Annotated in this window: 19 protein-coding genes and 1 tRNA gene (1 of these 20 cut by a window edge); 6 read left to right on the top strand and 14 right to left on the bottom strand. The window is 70.4% G+C overall.

The genetic code is table 11. The features are described from left to right. A protein-coding gene (locus BSY19_RS04630; protein WP_069053123.1) for a DUF72 domain-containing protein crosses the window boundary here: on the top strand, positions 1 to 566 show its 3' portion. The gene continues 247 nt to the left of window position 1, outside the view; the window shows 566 of its 813 coding nt (coding positions 248–813); its start codon lies off the left edge, out of view; the stop codon is at positions 564 to 566. Positions 567 to 575: 9 nt separating this feature from the next. Here the strand turns inward: BSY19_RS04630 and BSY19_RS04625 are convergent, their stop codons facing one another. From BSY19_RS04625 to htpX, 6 genes are all read right to left on the bottom strand, one after another. After that, the gene (locus BSY19_RS04625) at positions 576 to 1,055 is read right to left on the bottom strand and encodes a YbaK/EbsC family protein (RefSeq protein ID WP_069053122.1); all 480 of its coding nucleotides are present in this window, start codon (positions 1,053 to 1,055) and stop codon (positions 576 to 578) included. A 4-nt stretch (positions 1,056 to 1,059) separates the two neighbouring features. Continuing rightward, a complete protein-coding gene (locus tag BSY19_RS04620; protein WP_069053121.1) occupies positions 1,060 to 1,326 on the bottom strand; it encodes a hypothetical protein in 267 nt (88 codons plus the stop codon). A 27-nt stretch (positions 1,327 to 1,353) separates the two neighbouring features. Beyond that, the gene (gene purH, locus BSY19_RS04615) at positions 1,354 to 2,946 is read right to left on the bottom strand and encodes a bifunctional phosphoribosylaminoimidazolecarboxamide formyltransferase/IMP cyclohydrolase (protein ID WP_069053120.1); all 1,593 of its coding nucleotides are present in this window, start codon (positions 2,944 to 2,946) and stop codon (positions 1,354 to 1,356) included. 84 nt (positions 2,947 to 3,030) lie between these two features. Further along, positions 3,031 to 4,749: a heparinase II/III family protein gene (locus tag BSY19_RS04610; protein WP_150129495.1), complete on the bottom strand. Its 1,719-nt coding sequence runs from the start codon at positions 4,747 to 4,749 to the stop codon at positions 3,031 to 3,033. 90 nt (positions 4,750 to 4,839) lie between these two features. After that, complete coding sequence (locus tag BSY19_RS04605) at positions 4,840 to 6,210, bottom strand: RsmB/NOP family class I SAM-dependent RNA methyltransferase (protein WP_083247398.1); 1,371 nt, start codon at positions 6,208 to 6,210, stop codon at positions 4,840 to 4,842. A 4-nt stretch (positions 6,211 to 6,214) separates the two neighbouring features. Next, a complete protein-coding gene (htpX, locus tag BSY19_RS04600; protein WP_069056858.1) occupies positions 6,215 to 7,141 on the bottom strand; it encodes a zinc metalloprotease HtpX in 927 nt (308 codons plus the stop codon). Positions 7,142 to 7,296: 155 nt separating this feature from the next. On the opposite strand from htpX, the gene BSY19_RS04595 reads away from it, so the two are divergent. Further along, positions 7,297 to 7,527: a DUF1674 domain-containing protein gene (locus tag BSY19_RS04595; protein ID WP_069053118.1), complete on the top strand. Its 231-nt coding sequence runs from the start codon at positions 7,297 to 7,299 to the stop codon at positions 7,525 to 7,527. 32 nt (positions 7,528 to 7,559) lie between these two features. Here BSY19_RS04595 and BSY19_RS04590 read toward each other — a convergent pair whose 3' ends face one another. The 7 genes from BSY19_RS04590 to BSY19_RS04560 all read right to left on the bottom strand — a co-directional run bounded on the left by BSY19_RS04590 (position 7,560) and on the right by BSY19_RS04560 (position 13,343). Continuing rightward, on the bottom strand, positions 7,560 to 8,324 hold the full coding sequence (locus BSY19_RS04590; RefSeq protein ID WP_069053117.1) for an ABC transporter ATP-binding protein: 765 nt from the start codon (positions 8,322 to 8,324) through the stop codon (positions 7,560 to 7,562). Further along, positions 8,321 to 9,334 (bottom strand): FecCD family ABC transporter permease, encoded by a 1,014-nt coding sequence (locus BSY19_RS04585; RefSeq protein WP_069053116.1) that lies wholly within the window; start codon positions 9,332 to 9,334, stop codon positions 8,321 to 8,323. The genes BSY19_RS04590 and BSY19_RS04585 overlap by 4 nt, the downstream gene beginning before the upstream one ends. 33 nt (positions 9,335 to 9,367) lie before the next feature. Next, positions 9,368 to 10,399 (bottom strand): iron ABC transporter substrate-binding protein, encoded by a 1,032-nt coding sequence (locus tag BSY19_RS04580; protein ID WP_069053115.1) that lies wholly within the window; start codon positions 10,397 to 10,399, stop codon positions 9,368 to 9,370. Continuing rightward, positions 10,386 to 10,865 carry an SAM-dependent methyltransferase gene (locus BSY19_RS04575; RefSeq protein WP_069053114.1) on the bottom strand — a complete coding sequence of 160 codons (480 nt, stop codon included), beginning with the start codon at positions 10,863 to 10,865 and terminating at the stop codon, positions 10,386 to 10,388. Before BSY19_RS04575 ends, BSY19_RS04580 begins: the two co-directional genes overlap by 14 nt. A 131-nt stretch (positions 10,866 to 10,996) precedes the next feature. Further along, on the bottom strand, positions 10,997 to 11,875 hold the full coding sequence (locus BSY19_RS04570; RefSeq protein ID WP_083247870.1) for an ABC transporter substrate-binding protein: 879 nt from the start codon (positions 11,873 to 11,875) through the stop codon (positions 10,997 to 10,999). A gap of 38 nt (positions 11,876 to 11,913) precedes the next feature. Next, positions 11,914 to 12,636 carry an ATP-binding cassette domain-containing protein gene (locus BSY19_RS04565; RefSeq protein WP_069053113.1) on the bottom strand — a complete coding sequence of 241 codons (723 nt, stop codon included), beginning with the start codon at positions 12,634 to 12,636 and terminating at the stop codon, positions 11,914 to 11,916. 5 nt (positions 12,637 to 12,641) lie between these two features. Beyond that, positions 12,642 to 13,343 (bottom strand): ABC transporter permease, encoded by a 702-nt coding sequence (locus BSY19_RS04560; protein WP_171905085.1) that lies wholly within the window; start codon positions 13,341 to 13,343, stop codon positions 12,642 to 12,644. Between the two features lie 99 nt (positions 13,344 to 13,442). Between BSY19_RS04560 and BSY19_RS04555 the strand changes: the two genes are divergently transcribed. Next, on the top strand, positions 13,443 to 14,339 hold the full coding sequence (locus BSY19_RS04555) for a helix-turn-helix transcriptional regulator (RefSeq protein ID WP_069053112.1): 897 nt from the start codon (positions 13,443 to 13,445) through the stop codon (positions 14,337 to 14,339). Positions 14,340 to 14,348: 9 nt separating this feature from the next. Here the strand turns inward: BSY19_RS04555 and BSY19_RS04550 are convergent, their stop codons facing one another. Next, the gene (locus BSY19_RS04550) at positions 14,349 to 15,485 is read right to left on the bottom strand and encodes a DSD1 family PLP-dependent enzyme (protein WP_069053111.1); all 1,137 of its coding nucleotides are present in this window, start codon (positions 15,483 to 15,485) and stop codon (positions 14,349 to 14,351) included. A 112-nt stretch (positions 15,486 to 15,597) separates the two neighbouring features. Here BSY19_RS04550 and BSY19_RS04545 point away from each other — a divergent pair, with 112 nt between their 5' ends. The 3 genes from BSY19_RS04545 (at position 15,598) to BSY19_RS04535 (ending at position 18,118) form a co-directional block, all read left to right on the top strand. Continuing rightward, entirely contained in the window at positions 15,598 to 17,418 is a 1,821-nt protein-coding gene (locus BSY19_RS04545) for an ABC transporter ATP-binding protein (RefSeq protein WP_069053110.1), read from the top strand. 74 nt (positions 17,419 to 17,492) lie between these two features. After that, positions 17,493 to 17,867, top strand: a complete 375-nt coding sequence (gene hisE, locus BSY19_RS04540) for a phosphoribosyl-ATP diphosphatase (RefSeq protein WP_069053109.1) — start codon at positions 17,493 to 17,495, stop codon at positions 17,865 to 17,867. A gap of 174 nt (positions 17,868 to 18,041) precedes the next feature. Beyond that, positions 18,042 to 18,118: transfer RNA gene (locus tag BSY19_RS04535), tRNA-Arg, on the top strand. The last annotated feature ends 7 nt before the right edge of the window (positions 18,119 to 18,125 follow it).

The raw sequence follows: 18,125 nt of genomic DNA, 5'->3' as shown, positions 1-18,125 counted from the left end.
GCCGTCGTGTGCTCGCAGAGGCCGCGCCCTCGATCGAGAAATTCTTCTTCGGTGGCGTGATGGAGCTCAAGGAGAAGCTCGGCCCGATCAACTGGCAGTTCATGCCGACCAAGGCCTTCGACCCCGCCGATTTCGAGGCCTTCCTGAAGCTCCTGCCGCGCAGCGTCGACGGCGTCGCGATCCGCCATGCCGTCGAGGTCCGCCATGACAGCTTCCGCACGTCGGACTTCATCGCCCTGCTGCGCGAATATGGGGTGGCTGCGATCACGGCGGCAGATTCGGATTATCCGCAGATCGCCGATGTGACGGCGCCCTTCGTCTATGCCCGCATCATGGGGACCAGCGAAACGGAGCCGGAAGGCTATGCCGCCGCCGACCTCGATCGATGGGTACAGCGAGCGCAGGCCTGGTCTCACGGCGAGGTGCCCGGCGATCTGGCCAAGATATCGACCGATGCGGCCGAGGCCGGGCCGCGCGATGTCTTCCTCTACGTGATCAGCGGCGCCAAGGTGCGCAATCCCGCCGCGGCGATCGCGCTGACGCGGCGGCTGGCGAATTCCGACTGAGGCGGTCGCTCAGCCCTCCGGGGTCCCAATGTCCTGGCAGACATCGACCCACTCGCCTCCGGTCAGCGCCAGCATCCGCTCGGGTGCGATCCGCACCGCACTGCGCGTCGAGCCGGCGGCGGGCACGACCTCGTCGAAAGCCTTGAGCGAGATGTCGCAATAGACCGGCAGCGGCGTCGCCAGGCCGAAGGGGCAGACGCCGCCGACGGGGTGGCCGGTCAACGCCTCGACCTCTGTCGCATCCAGCATGCGCGGCTTGCCGCCAAGCACCGCCTTGGCCTTGCGGTTGTCGAGGCGGGCGTCGCCGCGCGCCACCACCAGCACGACGCGCTCGCCGACGCGAAGGGACAGCGTCTTGGCGATGCGGGCCGGCTCGACGCCATGGGCGGCCGCAGCGAGCGCCACGGTGGCGCTGCTGTCGTCCGTCTCGATCACGGCGATGTCGGGCGCATGGGCGGCAAAGAAGGCGCGGACGGAGTCCAGGCTCATCGCATCACCGGAACCGGAGGAAGAGAAGCAGCGCGAAGGCCGCCGGCAGGCCGAAGACCAGCGAAAAGAACGGCATCTCCTGCAGCAGCGTGTAGCCGGCGCGGTTGACGCCGACCCAGAGATTGACCAGCGCGGCGACGAGCCAAAGCGGCAGGAACAGCTTCACCGCGAAGCCGGTCGGGTCGCCAGCGCCGAGCTTCAGCCGGCGCGCGAGGAAATGCAGCGCGCCCAGCAGGGCGAAACCGGCGGCGATCAGCTTCAGCGTGTGCATCCGGCGACCCTCTGCCCGTGCCTGCGCTCAGTGGCGGAAATGGCGGTGGCCAGTGAAGACCATGGCGAGGCCGGCCTCGTCGGCGGCCTTGATGACCTCGTCGTCGCGCATCGAGCCGCCGGGCTGGATCACCGCCGTGGCGCCGGCTTCAGCCGCGGCCAGCAGGCCGTCGGCGAAGGGGAAGAAGGCATCCGATGCCACGACCGAACCCCGGGCGAGCGTCTCCGGCAAGCCAGCGGCCTTCGCGGCTTCCGCTGCCTTCCAGGCGGCGATGCGGGAGGAATCGACCCGGCTCATCTGGCCGGCGCCGATGCCGACGGTTGCGCCGTCCTTCACATAGACGATCGCGTTCGACTTGACGTGCTTGGCGACGCGGAAGGCGAAGCGCAGATCGGCGAGCTCGGCTGCGCTCGGCTGGCGCTTGGTCACGACCTTGAGCTCCATGTCGTCGACGACGGCGTTGTCGCGCGCCTGGGCCAGGAATCCGCCCGAGACGGTGCGCAGCGAGAGGCCGGGCGCGCGCACATCCGGCAGGCCGCCGGTGAGCAGCAGACGCAAGTTCTTCTTGGCGGCGATGAGGCCGATCGCCTCCTCGTCCGCCTCGGGCGCGATGATCACCTCGGTGAAGATCTCGACGATCTTGCGGGCGGCCTCGGCATCGAGCCTGCGGTTGAGCGCGACGATGCCGCCGAAGGCCGAGACGGGATCGCAGGCCAGCGCGCGCTCATAGGCGGCGAGCAGCGAGGGGCCGGTGGCGACGCCGCAGGGATTGGCGTGCTTGACGATGACGCAGGCGGCCGCCGTCGCGGGGTCGAACTCGGCGACGCATTCGAAGGCGGCGTCGGTGTCGTTGATGTTGTTGAAGGAGAGCTGCTTGCCCTGGACCTGGCGGGCGGTCGATACGCCGGGCCGGCTGCCGGGCGTGCGGTAGAAGGCGGCCCATTGATGCGGGTTCTCGCCATAGCGCATCGTCTCGGCGAGCTGGCCGCCGAGCGCGCGATAGGCCGGCGCGGTGTCACCCAGCTCATGGGCGAACCAGTTCGAGATCGCGGCGTCATAGGCCGCCGTGCGGGCATAGGCCTTCTGCGCGAGTTTGCGGCGCAGGGTCAGGGTCGTCGCGCCCCTCTGGGCCTCGAGATCGGCGAGCACGGCCGCGTAGTCGGAGGGTTCGACCACCACGGCGACGTCGTTGTGGTTCTTCGCGGCGGCGCGGATCATCGCCGGCCCGCCGATATCGATGTTCTCGATGCAGTCGTCATAGGGCTTGCCGGCCGCGACCGTCGCCTCGAAGGGGTAGAGATTGACGACGAGCAGGTCGATCGGCGCGATGCCGTGGCCGAGCATCGAGGCCTGATGCTCGGGATGGGAGCGGATGGCGAGCAGGCCGCCATGGACCTTGGGGTGCAGGGTCTTGACGCGCCCGTCCATCATCTCCGGGAAGCCGGTCAGATCGGAAACGTCGGTCACCGGCAGGCCCGCGTCGGCGAGCGCCTTGGCCGTGCCGCCGGTGGAGACCAGGGCGATGCCGAGCCGGTTCAGGGCGCGGGCAAACTCGACCAGACCGGTCTTGTCGGAAACGGAAAGGAGCGCGCGTTCGACGCGGCGGAGCTCGGTCGGCATCGGGAAGGGTCCAGGATCATCGAGACGGTCGGCGCGAGCTATCATGCTGCGGCGCGCAAAGCAAAGCGCGCGGCCGTCACCGGCTCAGGCGTCGGGTGTGGATTCCGGTGCGGAGGGATCCGGCCCGGGCGGCGGGCGGAAGCGCGCGGTGGTGGGAGCCGCGGCACCGACCCGGCTGAGACGCCAGGTGATCTGGGGCGTGACGGCGGCGTCGAAGGCGACGCTGAGCTGCTCGGTGCGCCGCCCGCCCGCGGCTCCGGCGAGGAAAATACTCTCCTCGATCGAGACGACCAGCCCCGAGGCCTCGAAAGCCCAGACCTCGCCATTGGGCAGCGCCAGCATCGCGCCTTGCCCCTCGCGGATCAGGCTCGGCCTGACGGCAGGATGCAGGTGGAACCGCACCACCGCCGGCAGGGTCGCGCGGGCCGCATCGAGCGCGATCTCGTCCTCGCCGGTCAGGGTGGCGCCGTCGCGGGCGAGCAGCAGGCGGCGGGTATGCACCGCGCCGAGCGCGCGGCTGTAGCCATCATGGCTGCCGACCCATTCCTGGCCCTCCTCGCGCTCCTGCCGGGCGACGCGGACATCCGATGGGCCGGCCACGACACGCATTTCGCCAAGGACCCGGCCGAAGGTCGCGCTGGACCGGTCGTCGAGCGTCAGCGTCGAGTGAGCCGCCGTGCTGCGGGCGGCAAGACGCAAGGCGTCGGAGCCGAAGCGGCTCGTGCCGCAATTGACCACGAGACGCTGGGCGCCGCTGGAGAACTCGAAGGACAGGCAGCCCGCATGGGCCTCGACCGAATGGGCGCCACGCGGCGGCGCGCCGGCGTCGATCACGACGATGCCGCGCTCGCCGGTAAGCCGGCTGTAGCCCGAATAGGTGGCTTGCTCGATGGGGCGCGCGCGGGCGTCGTCATAGGCGGCGAGCGTCGCCATCACGTCGGGCGGGGTCGTGCCCATGCCGTTGAACAGGGCGAGCGCCCCGTCGCCGTGCCGGAACAGGCGCAGATGCGGCATCATCCGCTCGATCGCCATCAGGACGCCGCGGGGCGGCTCGATCCCGCGGGCGAGGAAGGTCTCGCGCAGTGGCAGCAGGTCGAGCAGCAACTCGATCAGGATCCGCGGGTTGCGGCTGAGATGGCCGCCATCGGGCAGGATCTGGCGGTCGAGCTCGTCGGAGAGCGCGTATTCCAGCCGGCGCCGCCGGCCATCGGGCGCGTCGAGGCAGACCGCCGCGAAGGTGACCGCGATCAGGCCGTTGAGGCGTGCACCGCCCTCGACCGCTCCCGCCAGAGCCAGGTCGAGCCGCTCCGCCAGCCGCGAGAGATGCCGCAGGAATCGTTCGTAGAAGGCATGGTCGGCGCCTTGCAGCAGCAGCGGCGAGTGCGAGAGCAGCGAGATCAGCCGCCGCGCCGCCACGGTGGGCCTGCGGGCGATCTCGCCCCGCTCGCGCTTGCGGCCGATGAAATCCTCGACGAGGGCGCGGGCATTGGCCCGGGCGATGGCCGTGTCGGCGGCGTGCATGTGGCGCAGCCAGCCGAACCCATGCAGCGCCTCGGCCCAGGCCTCGCTCGGGGGTTCACTGTCGAAGGGCGACTCGCCATGGGTGCGCAGCGTGCGGCCGGCGAAGGCGTAGTAGCCGGCATAGATGTCGCCGGCCGTGGTCGGATCGGCGGTGCGCAGGTCATGCGGGGCAAACAGCAGGCGGGTGGCGGCCGAGCGGCCGAACGGCCAGAGGCGACGCGCGATGCCGACGAGCTGACCACGCGTTCTCCGGGCCGCCCGTCCGATCGCGGCCTGCGCCAAACCCCTGCGCTCAGACCAGCCGTTCAATGCCCCGATATGCCCCGTACTCACGACACCCGGCGTCGACCGCCTGTCCGATTCCCCATCATGTCATAGCCTGATCAGGCGGGTTGCGTAAAATCCACTCCATCCGGAGAGCCGCGGCGTGTCGTTACGGAGCTGGTGTGGCAGCGTCCGCAGATCGCCGTTGCGGTCGATGGCCTCGCCGAGACCGCCGATTTCTGCCGCTTCGATCGGCTTTCTGACGAAATCGGGATGGGCCTTCAGGAAGGATTCGATCTGGGCCTCGCCCTCCTGCGGCTCGAGCGAGCAGGTGCAGTAGACCAGCCTCCCGCCTGGCTTCGTCAACCGGGCGGCGGCCTCGAGCAGCCGCGCCTGAAGGGCCACGAGCTTGTCGCGGTCGTCCGGAGACTTGGTCCAGGCGACGTCGGGGTGGCGGCGGATGGTGCCGGTGGCGCTGCAGGGGGCGTCGAGCAGAACGGCGTCGAAGGGTTCAGCGTCCCAGAGGGTCGCGTCCTTGGTGACGATCTCCGCCGACAGGCCGAGCCGCTCCAGATTGGCGCGCAGACGACGCAGGCGCGGTCCCGAGCGGTCGACGGCCGTGACGGCGGCTCCGATCGCGGCGAGCTGGGCGGTCTTGCCGCCCGGCGCGGCGCAGAGATCGGCGATGCGCTCGCCGGGCTTGGGCGCGAGCAGGCGGACGGGAAGCGCCGCGGCGGCGTCCTGGACCCACCAGGCGCCCTCGTCGAAGCCGGGCAGGCCTGTGATGCCGCCGCGCTCGCGCAGGCGGATCGAGCCCGTCGGCAGGAGGAGGCCGTCGAGCTTCTCCGTCCAGCCCTCGGGATCGGATTTCACGGAGATGTCGAGCGGCGGCTCGTCGCGGTGGCTCTCCGCGATGGCGGCGGCGGTCTCCTCGCCATAGCTTTCCATCCAGCTCTCGGCGAGCCATTCGGGCGTGTCGAGGAAGGGGTCGACGGCCTCGGCGAGGATGGCCTCGCGTTCGCGGGCGAGCCGCCGCAGCAGCGCATTGCCCAGCGAGACATAGCGCGAGGAGCGCGCATCCTCGTGGAGCTGGCGGATGGCGAGGTCGACGGCGGCATGGTCGGGCACGTCGAGAAACAGGATCTGCGCGGCGGCCACCACCATGATCGGCTCGAAGGGCCCGGAATTGCGCGGGCTGCCGCGCTCCAGCCTGGCGTTGATCGCCTCCTGGATCGTGCCCAGCCGGCGAAAGGCGGTGATCGCGATCGCCCGTGCCAGCGCGCTGTCGGCGGCGTCCAGCCGATAGGCCGGCGCCAGCCGCTCATGGGTATCGTCGAGCGACAGCTTCGCCCGCAGCACCTCGTCGATGACGGCCGCGGCGAGCTTGCGGGCCGGCAGGCCCGGCGCCGAACCGGCGCCGCTGTCGGCAGGCTCGCTGGCGTCGTCGTGGACATCGTCCGCCTTCTGTCCCTTCGCCACCGGATCAGCCCCAGGGCCCGGGCTGGCGGCCGGCTCCGCCGCTCCAGGGGCTCTGGGCTGCCTGGCTCATGAAGCCGCCGCCACTGCGGCCGATGCCCATGGCGCGGGCCTGCTCCATCAGCGCGGCAATGCGGTTGCCGGTATCGGGGTGGGTCGAGAACAGGGAATCCATGCCGCCAGCCGTGAGGGGATTGATGATGAACATGTGGGCCGTAGCAGGCTTCGCCTCCGCCGTCTCGTTCGGCGTATGGGCGACGCCGCCCGCGATCTTCGCCAGCGCATCGGCGAGCCAGACCGGATTGCCGCAGATCTCGGCCCCGAGCTTGTCGGCCTCGTATTCGCGCGACCGCGAAATCGCCATCTGGATGATCATCGCCGCCATCGGTGCCAGGATCGAGAGCAGGATCTGCACGATCAGGTTCGGCCGGTTCTCGCGCGAGCCGAACATCATGCCGAAGGTCACGAGCGAGGAGATCGCGCCGGCCATCGTGGCGGTGATCGTCATCGTCAGCGTGTCGTGGTTCTTGATGTGGGCGAGCTCGTGGGCCATCACGCCCGCCAGCTCCTCATAGCTCAGCGTGCGCATGATGCCGGTCGTGGCCGCGACGGCGGCGTTCTCCGGGTTGCGGCCGGTGGCGAAGGCGTTGGGCTGGTCTTCCTCGATGAGGTAGACGCGCGGCATCGGCATGTTGGCCCGGGCCGCGAGATCGCGGACCATGCCGTAGAGCTCCGGCGCGCTCCGCTCGTCGACCTCATGGGCATTGTGGGCGGCGAGCGCCAGCCGGTCCGAGTTCCAGTAGCTGAACAGGTTGGTGACGGCGGCGAAGCCCAGCGCCATCAGCATGCCGCCGCCGCCGCCGAGCAGGTAGCCGACCGCGCCGAAGAGCGCGGTGAGACCGGCCATCAGCATGCCGGTGCGGACATAGTTCATCGTCATCCCCATCAGGCGCCATCGCGGCTCGCGGCGACATGCCACTCCCCGGATGCGGTTCGCAGGCTTATGTGGTGAAGGTGCCTTCGATCCTGCAAGAGAACTGTGTGCAAGAGAACGGGCCAAAAGACAGTTTCGGGCGAGAGAAGGCGGCTATGAGCGAGGCGAACGATCCCAAGCCGATCGGTCCGGACAGCGGCGAAGATGCGCCGCGGGTGCTGTCGCCGGCGGCGCAGCGCGCGCTGGCCGAGGCGCAGGCCAGACGGGCCGAGATCGATGCGCGCGCAGCCGATGTCGCCAGCCGCAAGGAAATCGACGGCCGCGGCGGGCTCGAGCCCGTGCGCTACAACGACTGGGAAGTGAAGGGCCTGACCAGCGACTTCTGACGGCGGGCTGTCCGCCGCGTTTCAGCCCCCTGCTAGCCGGGCAGGAAGGCGATGCGGCCGTCGCCGTCCCGCACCGTCTCGATCGGCACGCCGTAGAGCTGCTGCAGCCGCCCGGGCGTGAGCAGATCCGTGGCTGCCCCGCTGGCGATGGCCTGCCCGTCACGGATCATCATGACGCGATCGGCATGGCGCAGCGCCTGGTTGGGATCATGCGTCGTGAACAACACGCCGAGCCCTTCCGCCGCGAGCCGGCGGATCTCCTGCATCACCCGGCCCTGATTGCCGAAATCGAGGCTCGCGGTCGGCTCGTCGAGCACGACATAGGCCGGCTCCTGCGCGAGCGCGCGGGCGATGAGCACGAGCTGGCGCTCTCCGCCGGAAATCTCCGTATAGGGCCGCTGCGCCAGCCGGGCGATGCCGAGGCGCTCCAGCATGGCGGCGGCGACGGCATGGTCGCGAGGCGAGGGCGCGGCGAAGAGCCCGGCATGGGCGCTGCGGCCCATCAGCACCACGGTCTCGACGGTGAAGGCGAAGGTGCCGGCATGGGCCTGCGGGACATAACCGAGCGCCCGCGCCCGTTCCGGCGGCGAGAGCGCGGAAACGGGGCGGTCGTCGAGCAGCAGCGTCCCGCCGCGCGCCGGCAGCAGCCCGAGCAGGGTCTTGAGCAGCGTGGTCTTGCCGCTGCCATTGGGGCCGAGCAGGGCCAGAACCTCGCCGCGGGCGAGCGACAAGGCGATGTCGCGGCCGATGACGCGCTCGCGATAGCCGTAGACCAGATCGGACGCGGCCAGGCTCACGACCAGCCTCCGCGGGCCGAGGCGAGCAGCCAGATGAAGAAGGGCGTGCCGATCACGGCCGTGAGGATCCCGAGCGGCGTCTCGACCGGGCCGGCCGTGCGCGCCAGCGTGTCGATGACCAGCAGATAGCCGCCGCCGAGCACGGCCGCCGTCGGCAGCAGGCGGCTGAAGTCGGGCCCGACGAGGAAGCGGGCGAGGTGGGGTACGACGAGCCCGACCCAGCCGATGATGCCGGCGGCTGCGACGCTCGCCGCCGTCACCAGCGTAGCGGCGACGACGATGGCCAACCGCAAGGGTCCCGTGCGCAGGCCGAGCGCGCGGGCCTCCTCCTCCGGCAGCGACATCGCGTTCATGCGCCAGCGTAACGCCATGAGCACCGCCGAGCCCGCCAGGACCGGACCCAGCAGCGGCACGAGATCGCTGCGGTCGGTGCCGGCGAGGCTGCCGAGAAGCCAGAAGGTCATGGCCGGCAGCTGGTTGTAGGGGTCGGCCCAGTATTTGATCAGCCCGATGCCGGCGCCGAGCAGCGAGCCGACGACCACACCGGTCAGGACGAGGACGAGGACGGGGTCGCCGCGCCGGATCGTCGAGCCGACCGCATAGACGGCGCCTACCGCCAGCAGCCCACCGGCGAAGGCGGCGAGCTGGATCGCGAAGAGCCCGAGCGAGAGATAGATGCCAAGGACCGCTCCCAGCGCCGCCCCCGAGGAGGCGCCGAGGATGTCCGGCGAGACCAGCGGGTTGCGGAACAGGCCCTGGAAGGCGGTGCCCGCCACCGCCAGCGCGGCGCCGCAGAGCAGCGCGGCCAGCACGCGCGGGCCACGGATGTTCCAGATCACCGTCTCGACCTGGGGCGACAGGCCGGAGGGCTGGCCGCTCAGGCCCGACCAGAGGATGCGCGCGAGATCACCGGGCGCGACCGGGAAGCGCCCGACCCCGAAGGCGAGCAGGATCGCCAGCGCCAGCAGAGCGAGCGCGATGGCGTTGCCGCGCAGGAGCGAGGGGCGCATGGGGTCAGAGCCGCCCAGACGGCGTCACGGCGCTCACCCCCGCCCCGCGAGGATGCGGTCGAGCTGCGGCTCGCTCGGCGTGACCTGGTAGAACAGCGTGTGGAAGTCGCGCGCGATGGCCCGGATGTCTTCCGGGAAAGCTTGCGGATAGAGCAGCTTCGCCAGCCACCAGAGCCCGACCATGCGGTTGACCGAGGGCGGGAAATCGACCCAGCCGAAGGGGATCTTGGGCGAGAGATGGACGCGGCCGGCCTTCACGGCCCGCACACCGGCCCAGGCGGGATCGCGGCGCCCGCTTTCCGAGAAGGCGAGGTCGATGGTGACGATCACCTCCGGATCCCAGGCCAGGACCTGTTCGAGCGAGACCTGCGCCAGCCCGCTGCCCGGCTGGTCGGCGACGTTGCGGGCGCCGAGGAAGGAGAGCGTCTCGACATTGATCGAGCCGCCCAGCCCCGTCTCGAGACCGCGCGGCCCGCGGGCGTAGTAGACGGAGGGACGCTGCTCGGGCGCAATGCCGGCGATACGGCCGCGGATCGTCGCCATCGCGGTCTCGCACCAGGTCGCGAGCGTCTCGGCGCGCGCGCTGCGGCCCGTCAGGCGGCCGAGGATGCGATAGCTCTCCGGGATCGCGCTGAAACGGCCATCGAGCAGCGCATAGGGGATGCCGGTCTGGCCCTGCACCCGCTCGGCCAGCTCGACATAGGTGCGCCCCGTGGAGCCGGCATCGACGATCAGGTCGGGCTTGAGCTGGAGCACGGCTTCGAGATTGGCGCTGTTGCCGCGCCCGGTGATGCGGCCGATCTCGGGGCGGTCGCCGATGCCCGGCAGCAGGAATTCGCGCTCCTCGGGCCGGTTGGCGCGCGGCCAGCCCAGCAGCAGATCGGGCGCGAGCGTGTAGAGCTGGATCGCGGCAGGCGGCCCGGCGGGAAAGACGCGCGTGACGGTGGCGGGGACGGCGACGTCGCGGCCCGCGCCGTCGCGCACGGTCGCTGCCCAGGCCGGGCGCCGCCAAGCGGCGAGCGCGGCAAGGCCGGTCAGCAGGGCGCGGCGGTCAGGACGGGGCATGGCCGGGCTCCGGTCTGGCACTGTGCAGGCAGCGATGCGGCTTGATGTCGAGCAGCGGCGTGCCGTCGAGGCAGTCGAGCCCGCGCACCAGCAGCGCACCGTCCTCGACGCCGAGCAGCCGCACGCGCGACAGCGCGATCGGATTCGGCCGGACCGGCGAACGCAGCGCAAAGGTCCCGAGCGGTTCGCCGCCCCGCGGCGTCTGCGTGACGAGGTCGCGCCGCGCCTGATGCATCCAGTAGAGCAGGTCGAGCCAGGCGAAGCCCTCGATGCCGGCGAGCGCGGCCTTCCAGGGCGCGTCGATCTCGGCGCGGCAGACCGGGCCGTTCTCGGCATCGCCCTGGCGCGGGCACTGGTCGCGCGTGGTGAAGGGCGTACGCAGGCGGCCGATGAAGACGAGATGCGCGTCCCGCCGGTCGGGCAGGGGCGCGCTGGTTTCGCCCGGTCGCGTCGCCTGCCAGTCCATGGGGGTCTCCGGTCAGCCGCCTTCGCGCGGGACGACCCGTCCCGCGCGGGATTGAACATGGTGGCACGGCCGGCGTTTGGCGAGGTGTGGCTCTCCGCCGCTACTCGGCCCAACGGCTCGGCCGTGATCTATCACGCGCCCGCCTGCGTCGCATTGGGGAAGAAGAGCTGCTGCCCCTCGATCTTGTAGTCGGCGATGGCCTTCTGGCCCTCCGGGCTGACCAGCCAGTTCACGAAGGCCTGCCCGTCGTTGATCTTCACATGGGGATGCTTGGCCGGGTTCACCGCGATGACGCCGTACTGGTTGAACAGGCGACGGTCGCCTTCGACCGCAATGGCGAGATCGCCGCGGTTCTTGAAGGAGATCCAGGTGCCGCGGTCGGCCAGCACATAGGCGCCCATGCTGCCGGCGGTGTTGAGCGCGGCCCCCATGCCCTGGCCGATCTCGCGGTACCAGGCGCCCTTCTTGGCCTCGAGATCGACGCCCGCGACCTTCCAGAGCGCGAGTTCGGCCGAATGCGTGCCCGACTTGTCGCCGCGCGAGACGAAGGGCGCGCCCTTCTCGGCGATCTTCACCAGCGCGGCAGCGATATCCTTCGAGCCACTGATGCCGGCCGGGTCGCCCTTCGGGCCGATCAGGACGAAGTCGTTGTACATGACGGGCTTGCGCTCGAGCCCGAAGCCGTCGGCGACGAACTTCTCCTCCTGCGCCTTGGCATGGACGAAGACGACGTCGGCATCGCCGCGCCGGCCGGTGTCGAGCGCCTGGCCCGTGCCCTGCGAGACGACGCGGACCTCGATGCCGGTCTTCGCCCTGAACAGCGGCAGGATATGGCCGAACAGGCCGGAATCCTGGGTCGAGGTGGTCGAAGACACCGTGATGAAGCGGGTGCCGGCCGCGGCCGGTGCCGAGGCGGTCGGCGGTGTGGCGGTGGTGGCCTGGGCGAAGGCGAGGCCGGTCAGGGCGACAGAGAAGCCCGTGGCGAGGAGCAGGCGTCGGGTCGTGGTCATCATCGTCTCCTTGGGCTTCTTGTGGGGCATGGCAGGGGTCACCAGAGCAGCTCTCCGGCGAGAAAGGCGCGCGCCTCGGGCGAGGCCGGGCCAGCGAAGAAGTCGGCGGCGGGCGCATCCGCGATCAGCCGCCCGCGATGCAGGAAGAGCACGCGCGAGGCCAGCCGCCGCGCCTGGCCGAGATCATGCGTCGACATCAGCACCGTGATGCCCTCGGCCACGAGGCCGGAGAGCAGTTGCTCGATCTGGCGGGTGGCGGCGGGGTCGAGCTGCGAGGTCGGCTCGTCCAAGAACAGCAGTTCCGGGCGCAGCGCCCAGGCCCGGGCGATAGCGAGGCGCTGCTGCTCACCGCCGGAGAGCAGCCGCGCCGCCTGGCCGGCGCGCTCGCTGAGGCCGAAGCGTTCGAGCGCGGTGCGGCAGCGCTCGCGACGTTCGGAACCGGCGACACCCGCCGCCGCCAGCGCGTGCAGCACATTCGCCTCGACCGAGCGGCGCAGCATGATCGGCTTCTGGAAGACCATGGCGTGGCGCCGGTTGCGCCCCGCCGCGCCCTGCGCCCAGGCGATCCTGCCCTCGCTTGGCGTCAGCAGGCCGTGACAGAGCCGCAGCGTCAGCGACTTGCCGGCACCGTTGGGACCGAGAATCACGGTCAATCCGCCGGCCGGAAGCTGGAAGCTGATGCCGTCGACGAGGCGGCGCCCGTCGCCATGGAAGGCGACGGCGCGGACGTCGAGCGGCAGGATCGAGGCGACATCACGCATGCGCGTCATCCCGCATAACGTGCGCCGATGCGGCTGGCGCCGAAGGCGATGGCGTTGATGGCGAGCGTCAGGGCGATCAGGACGAGGCCGAGTCCGAGCGCCAGCGGGAGGTCGCCCTTGGAGGTTTCGAGCGTGATCGCCGTGGTCATGGTGCGGGTGTAGCCGGCGATGTTGCCGCCGACGATCAGCACGGCGCCGACCTCGGCGCTGGCGCGGCCGAAGCCCGCTAGCAGGGCGGTGGCCAGCGCGAAGCGTCCGTCGAAGAGCAGGGTGGGGATGGCGCGGACGCCTTCAAGCCCGACAGAGCGGAGATGGTCGCGATACTCGCCCCAGAGATCCTCGACGGTCTGGCGGGTCAGCGCGATGACGATCGGCAGCACGAGGAGGACCTGTGCCAGGATCATCGCCGTCGGCGTGAACAGCAGCCCGAGCGGCCCGAGCGGCCCCGAGCGCGAGAGCATCAGGAAGACGACGAGGCCGGCGACGACGGGCGGAAGGCCCATCAGCGCATTGAGGCAGACGATCACCGCAGAGCGGCCGCGGAAGCGCGCCAGAGCGAGCGCGGCACCCAGCGGCAGGCCGATCAGAGCCGCGATCAGGACCGCCGTCAGCGTGACCCGCAGCGACAGGCCGACGATCGCGAGGAACGCCGGATCGAGCCCGACGATCAGGGCGAAGGCGGCCGAAAAGATCGCTCCGAAGTCCAAGCCGGCCCGCTCCCTGGATGTTGGTTTCCTGCAAAGACTTGTCTTTCTTAGAATTCAATGCGACCAAACGCCAACCATGGAACCAGCGCAGGTCAGTGCATGTCAGTGCAGGATCAGATCTATCTGACGACCGAGGAGGCTGCGGGTTACCTGCGGCTGAAGGAGCGCAAGCTCTATGACCTCGTCGCCAGCGGCGCCGTGCCCTGCACCAAGGTCAGCGGAAAATGGCTGTTTCCGCGCGCCGCGCTCGACCGCTGGCTCGAAGCTGGTCTCTCGCGGCCCGAGGGGATGCAGTCGGTGTCCCCGCCGCCGATCATCGGCGGCAGCCAGGATTCGCTGCTTGAGGTGGCGGTGCGCGACTCCGCCTGCGGGCTGGCCCTGCTGGCTGAAGGCTCACAGGCCGGGCTCGACCGGCTGGTGCGCGGCGAGGTCGCGATCGCGGCCATCCATCTCCATGCCACGCCCGACGATGACGAGGCCAATCCCGCGGCGATCCTGGCGGAGCCCGGGCTGTTCGATGCGGTGGTGATCGGCTTCGCGCGGCGCGAGCAGGGCCTGCTGGTTGCGCCCGGCAATCCGCTGGGCCTGTCCGGCCTGGCGTCGGCGGTCACCCAGCAGGCACGGTTTGCGCGGCGCCAGGCGGGCGCGGGCGCGCAGCTCCTTCTCAACAGCCTGGTCGAGCGCGAGGCGCTGCCCGCGACGGCGATGGTCCTGACGGAGGGAATCTGCGCCACGGGCCAGGATCTCGCGCTCGCCATCCGCACCGGGCGCGCCGATTGCGGCATCGCCTCGCGGGCGATCGCCAGCGCCTTCGGGCTCGATTTCCTGCCGCTGGTCTGGGAGCATGTCGATCTGGTGATGCGCCGCCGGACCTATTTCGAGCCGGCGACGCAGATGCTGCTGGGCTGGATGCGCGGCACGGCGATGGCAGCCCGGGCGCGCGAACTCGGCGGCTATGATCTGTCGCGCAGCGGTGCGGTGCGGCTCAATCGTTGAGGGCGCCCGTCAGGTCAGGGCGCCACGTCCCGCGATCGGCCAGAGCGCCTCGACATGGGCGTCCGGCGTGTGGAGGCCGCGCACACCAACATACCAATCATGCAGGTTCACCGTGGGGTCGCAATGGCCCGGGATCAGCAGCAACCGGTCGCCGCGATGCGGCAGGGCGATCGGATCGCCCGTCAGCACGCCATGCTCGTCGGAGGGCTTGGTGTAGATCACGCCCTCGCGCCGGAACGGCATCGGCATGCCGGAATCGACCGAGGCCGCCTTGTGGCCGGCATCGACGACGGCTCGGTCCGGTACCGGCTTGCTCATCACCCCGGTGAGGACGAACAGCGCATGCTCGAAGGTGCGGAAGGGCGTGCCGTCGGCCTGGCGGTTTCGGGCATAGTCGGCGTCCATGAAGATGTACGACCCGGCCTGGATCTCGTTCCAGATGCCGGACTGGCTTTCGATCTCGAAAGTGCCGGTGCCGGCCCCTCCGACCACGGCGCAGGCGAGGCCGGCCTGCTGCAGCCGCTCCACCGTGTTGCGCGTGCCGAGCGCGGCGCGCTCGATCGCCTCGCGGCGCTCGTCGATCGAGCGCATGTGCTGGGCGGTGCCGTGATAGGCCTGCAGGCCGCCGAAGCGCAGTGTGTTGCTGCGGGCGATCGCCTCCGCCAGCCGCACCGCCGTCTCGCCGGGCGCGACGCCGCAGCGGCGGCCGCCGACATCGATCTCGACGAGCACATCGAGCACGACGTCGTGGCGGGCGGCGGCCTCGGCCGCCTCGCGGATGCCGTCGAGATGATCGACGCAGAGCCCGATCCTGGCCTGGCGCGCGAGCTTCGCCAGCCGGTCGAGCTTGGCGGCGCCGGTGATCTCGTTGCTGACGAGCACGTCGGTGACGCCGCCTTCGACCAGGACTTCCGCCTCGGAGACCTTCTGGACGCACTGACCGACCGCGCCATGGGCGATCTGGCGCAGCGCGATCTCCGGGCTCTTGTGGGTTTTGGCGTGGGGCCGCAGCCGGACGCCGTGTCCCTGCGTATAGGCCGCCATGGTGACGAGGTTGCGCTCGAAGGCGTCGAGATCGAGGATCAGGGCCGGCGTGTCGATCTCGGCGAAACTCTGGCCGGGCTGGGCCGGCGGGTGCAGGGGCATGGGCTGTAGCGCTTTCCTGAATCGGTCGCGCCCATGGGACGCCAGCTTCTTGTCCGGAGCAAGACCCGGCCGGCCGTAGCGCTCGCTCCGGCGCCGTGATAGGTCGCGCGCCATGAAGATTGGCCGCGTCACCGACGATACGTTCGCGCTTCTCCTCCGCGTCTGGCGCGAGCAGGTCAAAGCCTATCTGCCGCAGATGGCGATGATCCTCGGCCTCGTCGTGGTGATCGCGGCGACGACGAGCTTCTACCCGCTGCTGATCAAGGCGGCCTTCGACGCCTTCGCCGACCCGATGACGGCGGAGGCGACCGGCTTCGTCCGGCGCATGGAGCGGCTGGTCTCGAAATCGCTCGGCATCGAGATCGGCGTCGTCAATGCGGTCGCCGTCGTCGTCGTCATCGTCACGGCAGTGAAGGGGTTCTCGCTGCTGGCCCAGACGGTGATGACCAACAGTGTCGTCAGCCGCATCGAGGCGGACATGCAGACGGCGCTCTACACGCATCTGATCCGGGCCGACCTCGCCCAGCTCCACCGCGAGAACCCGGCCTCGCTGACACAGCGCTTCACCACCGATTTCACCTTCGTCAAGGAGGCGCTGACCCGGTTGATCAACATCGCGGTGCGCGATGTGCTGACCGCGATCGCGCTGGTGGGCGCGATGTTCTGGATCGACTGGCAGATGACGCTCGTCGTCATGCTGGTCGCGCCGATTGTGGCGCATCCGATCGGCAAGATCGGCCGGAAGCTGCGCCGCATGGCGACCTCGCAGCAAGAGCAGACCGGGCTGATGGCCAGCCTCGTCACCGAGAGCCTGCAGGGCGCACGCGCCGCCAAGACCGACACGCTCGAGCCCTATCTCGAACGGCGGGCGGCGAGCGCCTTCGAGACCATCCGCTCGCTCAAGATGAAGGCCGCCAATGCGCGCGGTCGGCTCGATCCGCTGCTCGAGGTCGGCGGCGGCATGGCGGTGGCCGGCGTGCTGGCGGCGATCGGCGTGCGCATCACCGGCGGTGGCTCCACCGTCGGCGACTTCACCGGCTATGTCTCGGCGCTGCTGCTGGCGGCCCAGCCGATGCGTTCGCTGGGCAACCTCAACGCCATCGTCCAGGAGGCCGGCGCCTCGCTGAAGCGCTATTACGCCCTGCTCGACGAGAAGCCCCGGATCGTCGACGCCGCCGACGCCAGGCCCCTGGTGGTCGGCGCGGGCGAGGTCGCCTTCCGAAAGCTGCGCTTCCGCTACCGCGACGACCAGCGCGCGCTCGAGGGCATCGATCTCGTCGCCGAGGGCGGCAAGACCACCGCACTCGTCGGGCGCTCGGGCTCGGGCAAGTCGACGTTGCTGGCCCTGGTGCCGCGGCTCTACGACCCGACAGATGGGCGCATCGAGATCGACGGACAGGATCTGCGCGGGCTGACGCTGGCGTCGCTGCGGTCGCAGATCGGCGTGGTCAGCCAGGATGTCGTGCTGTTCGACGATACGGTGCGCGCCAACATCGCCTTCGGACGGCCGGGCGCCAGCGACGAGGAGATCGTCGCGGCCGCGAAGGCCGCCGCCGCGCATGATTTCATCCTGGCGATGCCGGAGGGCTACGAGTCCTCCGTCGGCGAGCGCGGCCAGAAGCTCTCGGGCGGCGAGCGCCAGCGCATCGCGATTGCCCGTGCGATCCTCAAGGACGCGCCGATCCTGCTGCTCGACGAGGCGACGAGCGCGCTCGACGCCGAATCGGAGCGGCTGGTTCAGCAGGCGCTGGCCCGGCTGATGAAGAACCGGACCACGCTCGTCATCGCCCACCGGCTCTCGACGGTGCGCGAAGCGGACCTCATCGTCGTGATGGAAGAGGGCAGAATCGTCGAGACCGGCAGCCACGAGGCGCTGCTCGCGCGTGATGGTGCCTATGCGCGGCTGCACCGGCTGCAGGTCATCGCCGACTGAAGCCGGCGCCCGCCGCGACGCTGTCGACACGCGGCTGTCATAAAACGCTCATCCGCCGCGCCGAGTCTGGCGCGATGGCTGATTCGATCCACCGTCTCCACGCTGCCGTGCTCGCGGCCCGTTCCCGCGATCCCGCCCATTCGCGGACGGCCCGGCTCGTCGCCGAGGGCCTGCCGAAGATGGCCAAGAAGCTGGCCGAAGAGGCGTTCGAAGTCGGTCTGGATGCCGTCCAGGGCGATCGCGCCGGTGCGATCCGCGAGAGCGCCGACCTGATCTACAACCTCGTCGTCCTGTGGAGCGCGATGGGCATCGCGCCCGAGGATGTCTGGCGCGAGATGGACCGGCGCGAGGCGCTCCACGGCATCGCCGAGAAGCTGCCGAAGGGCCGGGGCAAGCTCGCTGCGCCCACCCTGCCGGCCGGGCTGCCGTTGCTGGCGGTGAAGCGCTGACGGGCGGGGCGTGAACGACCCGGTCGCGCGGTCGCGGCCTCCGCCGGAGACGGCCGGAGGACAGGCGAGGCGGCAAAACTTTTGCCGCGCCGCGACATTGAGGGTTGCCAAGCGCGGGGAGAGCGGCTATTTCCGCCCCCATCGAAGCCGCGGCGGCACGCCGCGATCCGATACGCGCCCGTAGCTCAGCTGGATAGAGCATCAGACTACGAATCTGAGGGTCAGAGGTTCGAATCCTTTCGGGCGCGCCATTCTTCT

Origin of the sequence: Bosea sp. RAC05, assembly GCF_001713455.1 — a bacterium.
GTDB lineage: Bacteria > Pseudomonadota > Alphaproteobacteria > Rhizobiales > Beijerinckiaceae > Allobosea.
The sequence above is the reverse complement of the archived record's forward strand: the minus strand, read 5'-3'. Positions and strand labels throughout refer to the sequence as shown.

Coding starts and splice junctions, on each gene's coding strand:
- hisE (WP_069053109.1), top strand. CDS start 17,493: ATGGCTGATTCGATCCACCGTCTCCACGCTGCCGTGCTCGCGGCCCGT.
- BSY19_RS04575 (WP_069053114.1), bottom strand. CDS start 10,865: ATGGACTGGCAGGCGACGCGACCGGGCGAAACCAGCGCGCCCCTGCCC.
- BSY19_RS04585 (WP_069053116.1), bottom strand. CDS start 9,334: ATGCGCCCCTCGCTCCTGCGCGGCAACGCCATCGCGCTCGCTCTGCTG.
- BSY19_RS04565 (WP_069053113.1), bottom strand. CDS start 12,636: ATGCGTGATGTCGCCTCGATCCTGCCGCTCGACGTCCGCGCCGTCGCC.
- purH (WP_069053120.1), bottom strand. CDS start 2,946: ATGCCGACCGAGCTCCGCCGCGTCGAACGCGCGCTCCTTTCCGTTTCC.
- htpX (WP_069056858.1), bottom strand. CDS start 7,141: ATGAACTATGTCCGCACCGGCATGCTGATGGCCGGTCTCACCGCGCTC.
- BSY19_RS04620 (WP_069053121.1), bottom strand. CDS start 1,326: ATGCACACGCTGAAGCTGATCGCCGCCGGTTTCGCCCTGCTGGGCGCG.
- BSY19_RS04545 (WP_069053110.1), top strand. CDS start 15,598: ATGAAGATTGGCCGCGTCACCGACGATACGTTCGCGCTTCTCCTCCGC.
- BSY19_RS04550 (WP_069053111.1), bottom strand. CDS start 15,485: ATGCCCCTGCACCCGCCGGCCCAGCCCGGCCAGAGTTTCGCCGAGATC.
- BSY19_RS04625 (WP_069053122.1), bottom strand. CDS start 1,055: ATGAGCCTGGACTCCGTCCGCGCCTTCTTTGCCGCCCATGCGCCCGAC.
- BSY19_RS04595 (WP_069053118.1), top strand. CDS start 7,297: ATGAGCGAGGCGAACGATCCCAAGCCGATCGGTCCGGACAGCGGCGAA.
- BSY19_RS04555 (WP_069053112.1), top strand. CDS start 13,443: ATGTCAGTGCAGGATCAGATCTATCTGACGACCGAGGAGGCTGCGGGT.
- BSY19_RS04570 (WP_083247870.1), bottom strand. CDS start 11,875: ATGACCACGACCCGACGCCTGCTCCTCGCCACGGGCTTCTCTGTCGCC.
- BSY19_RS04580 (WP_069053115.1), bottom strand. CDS start 10,399: ATGCCCCGTCCTGACCGCCGCGCCCTGCTGACCGGCCTTGCCGCGCTC.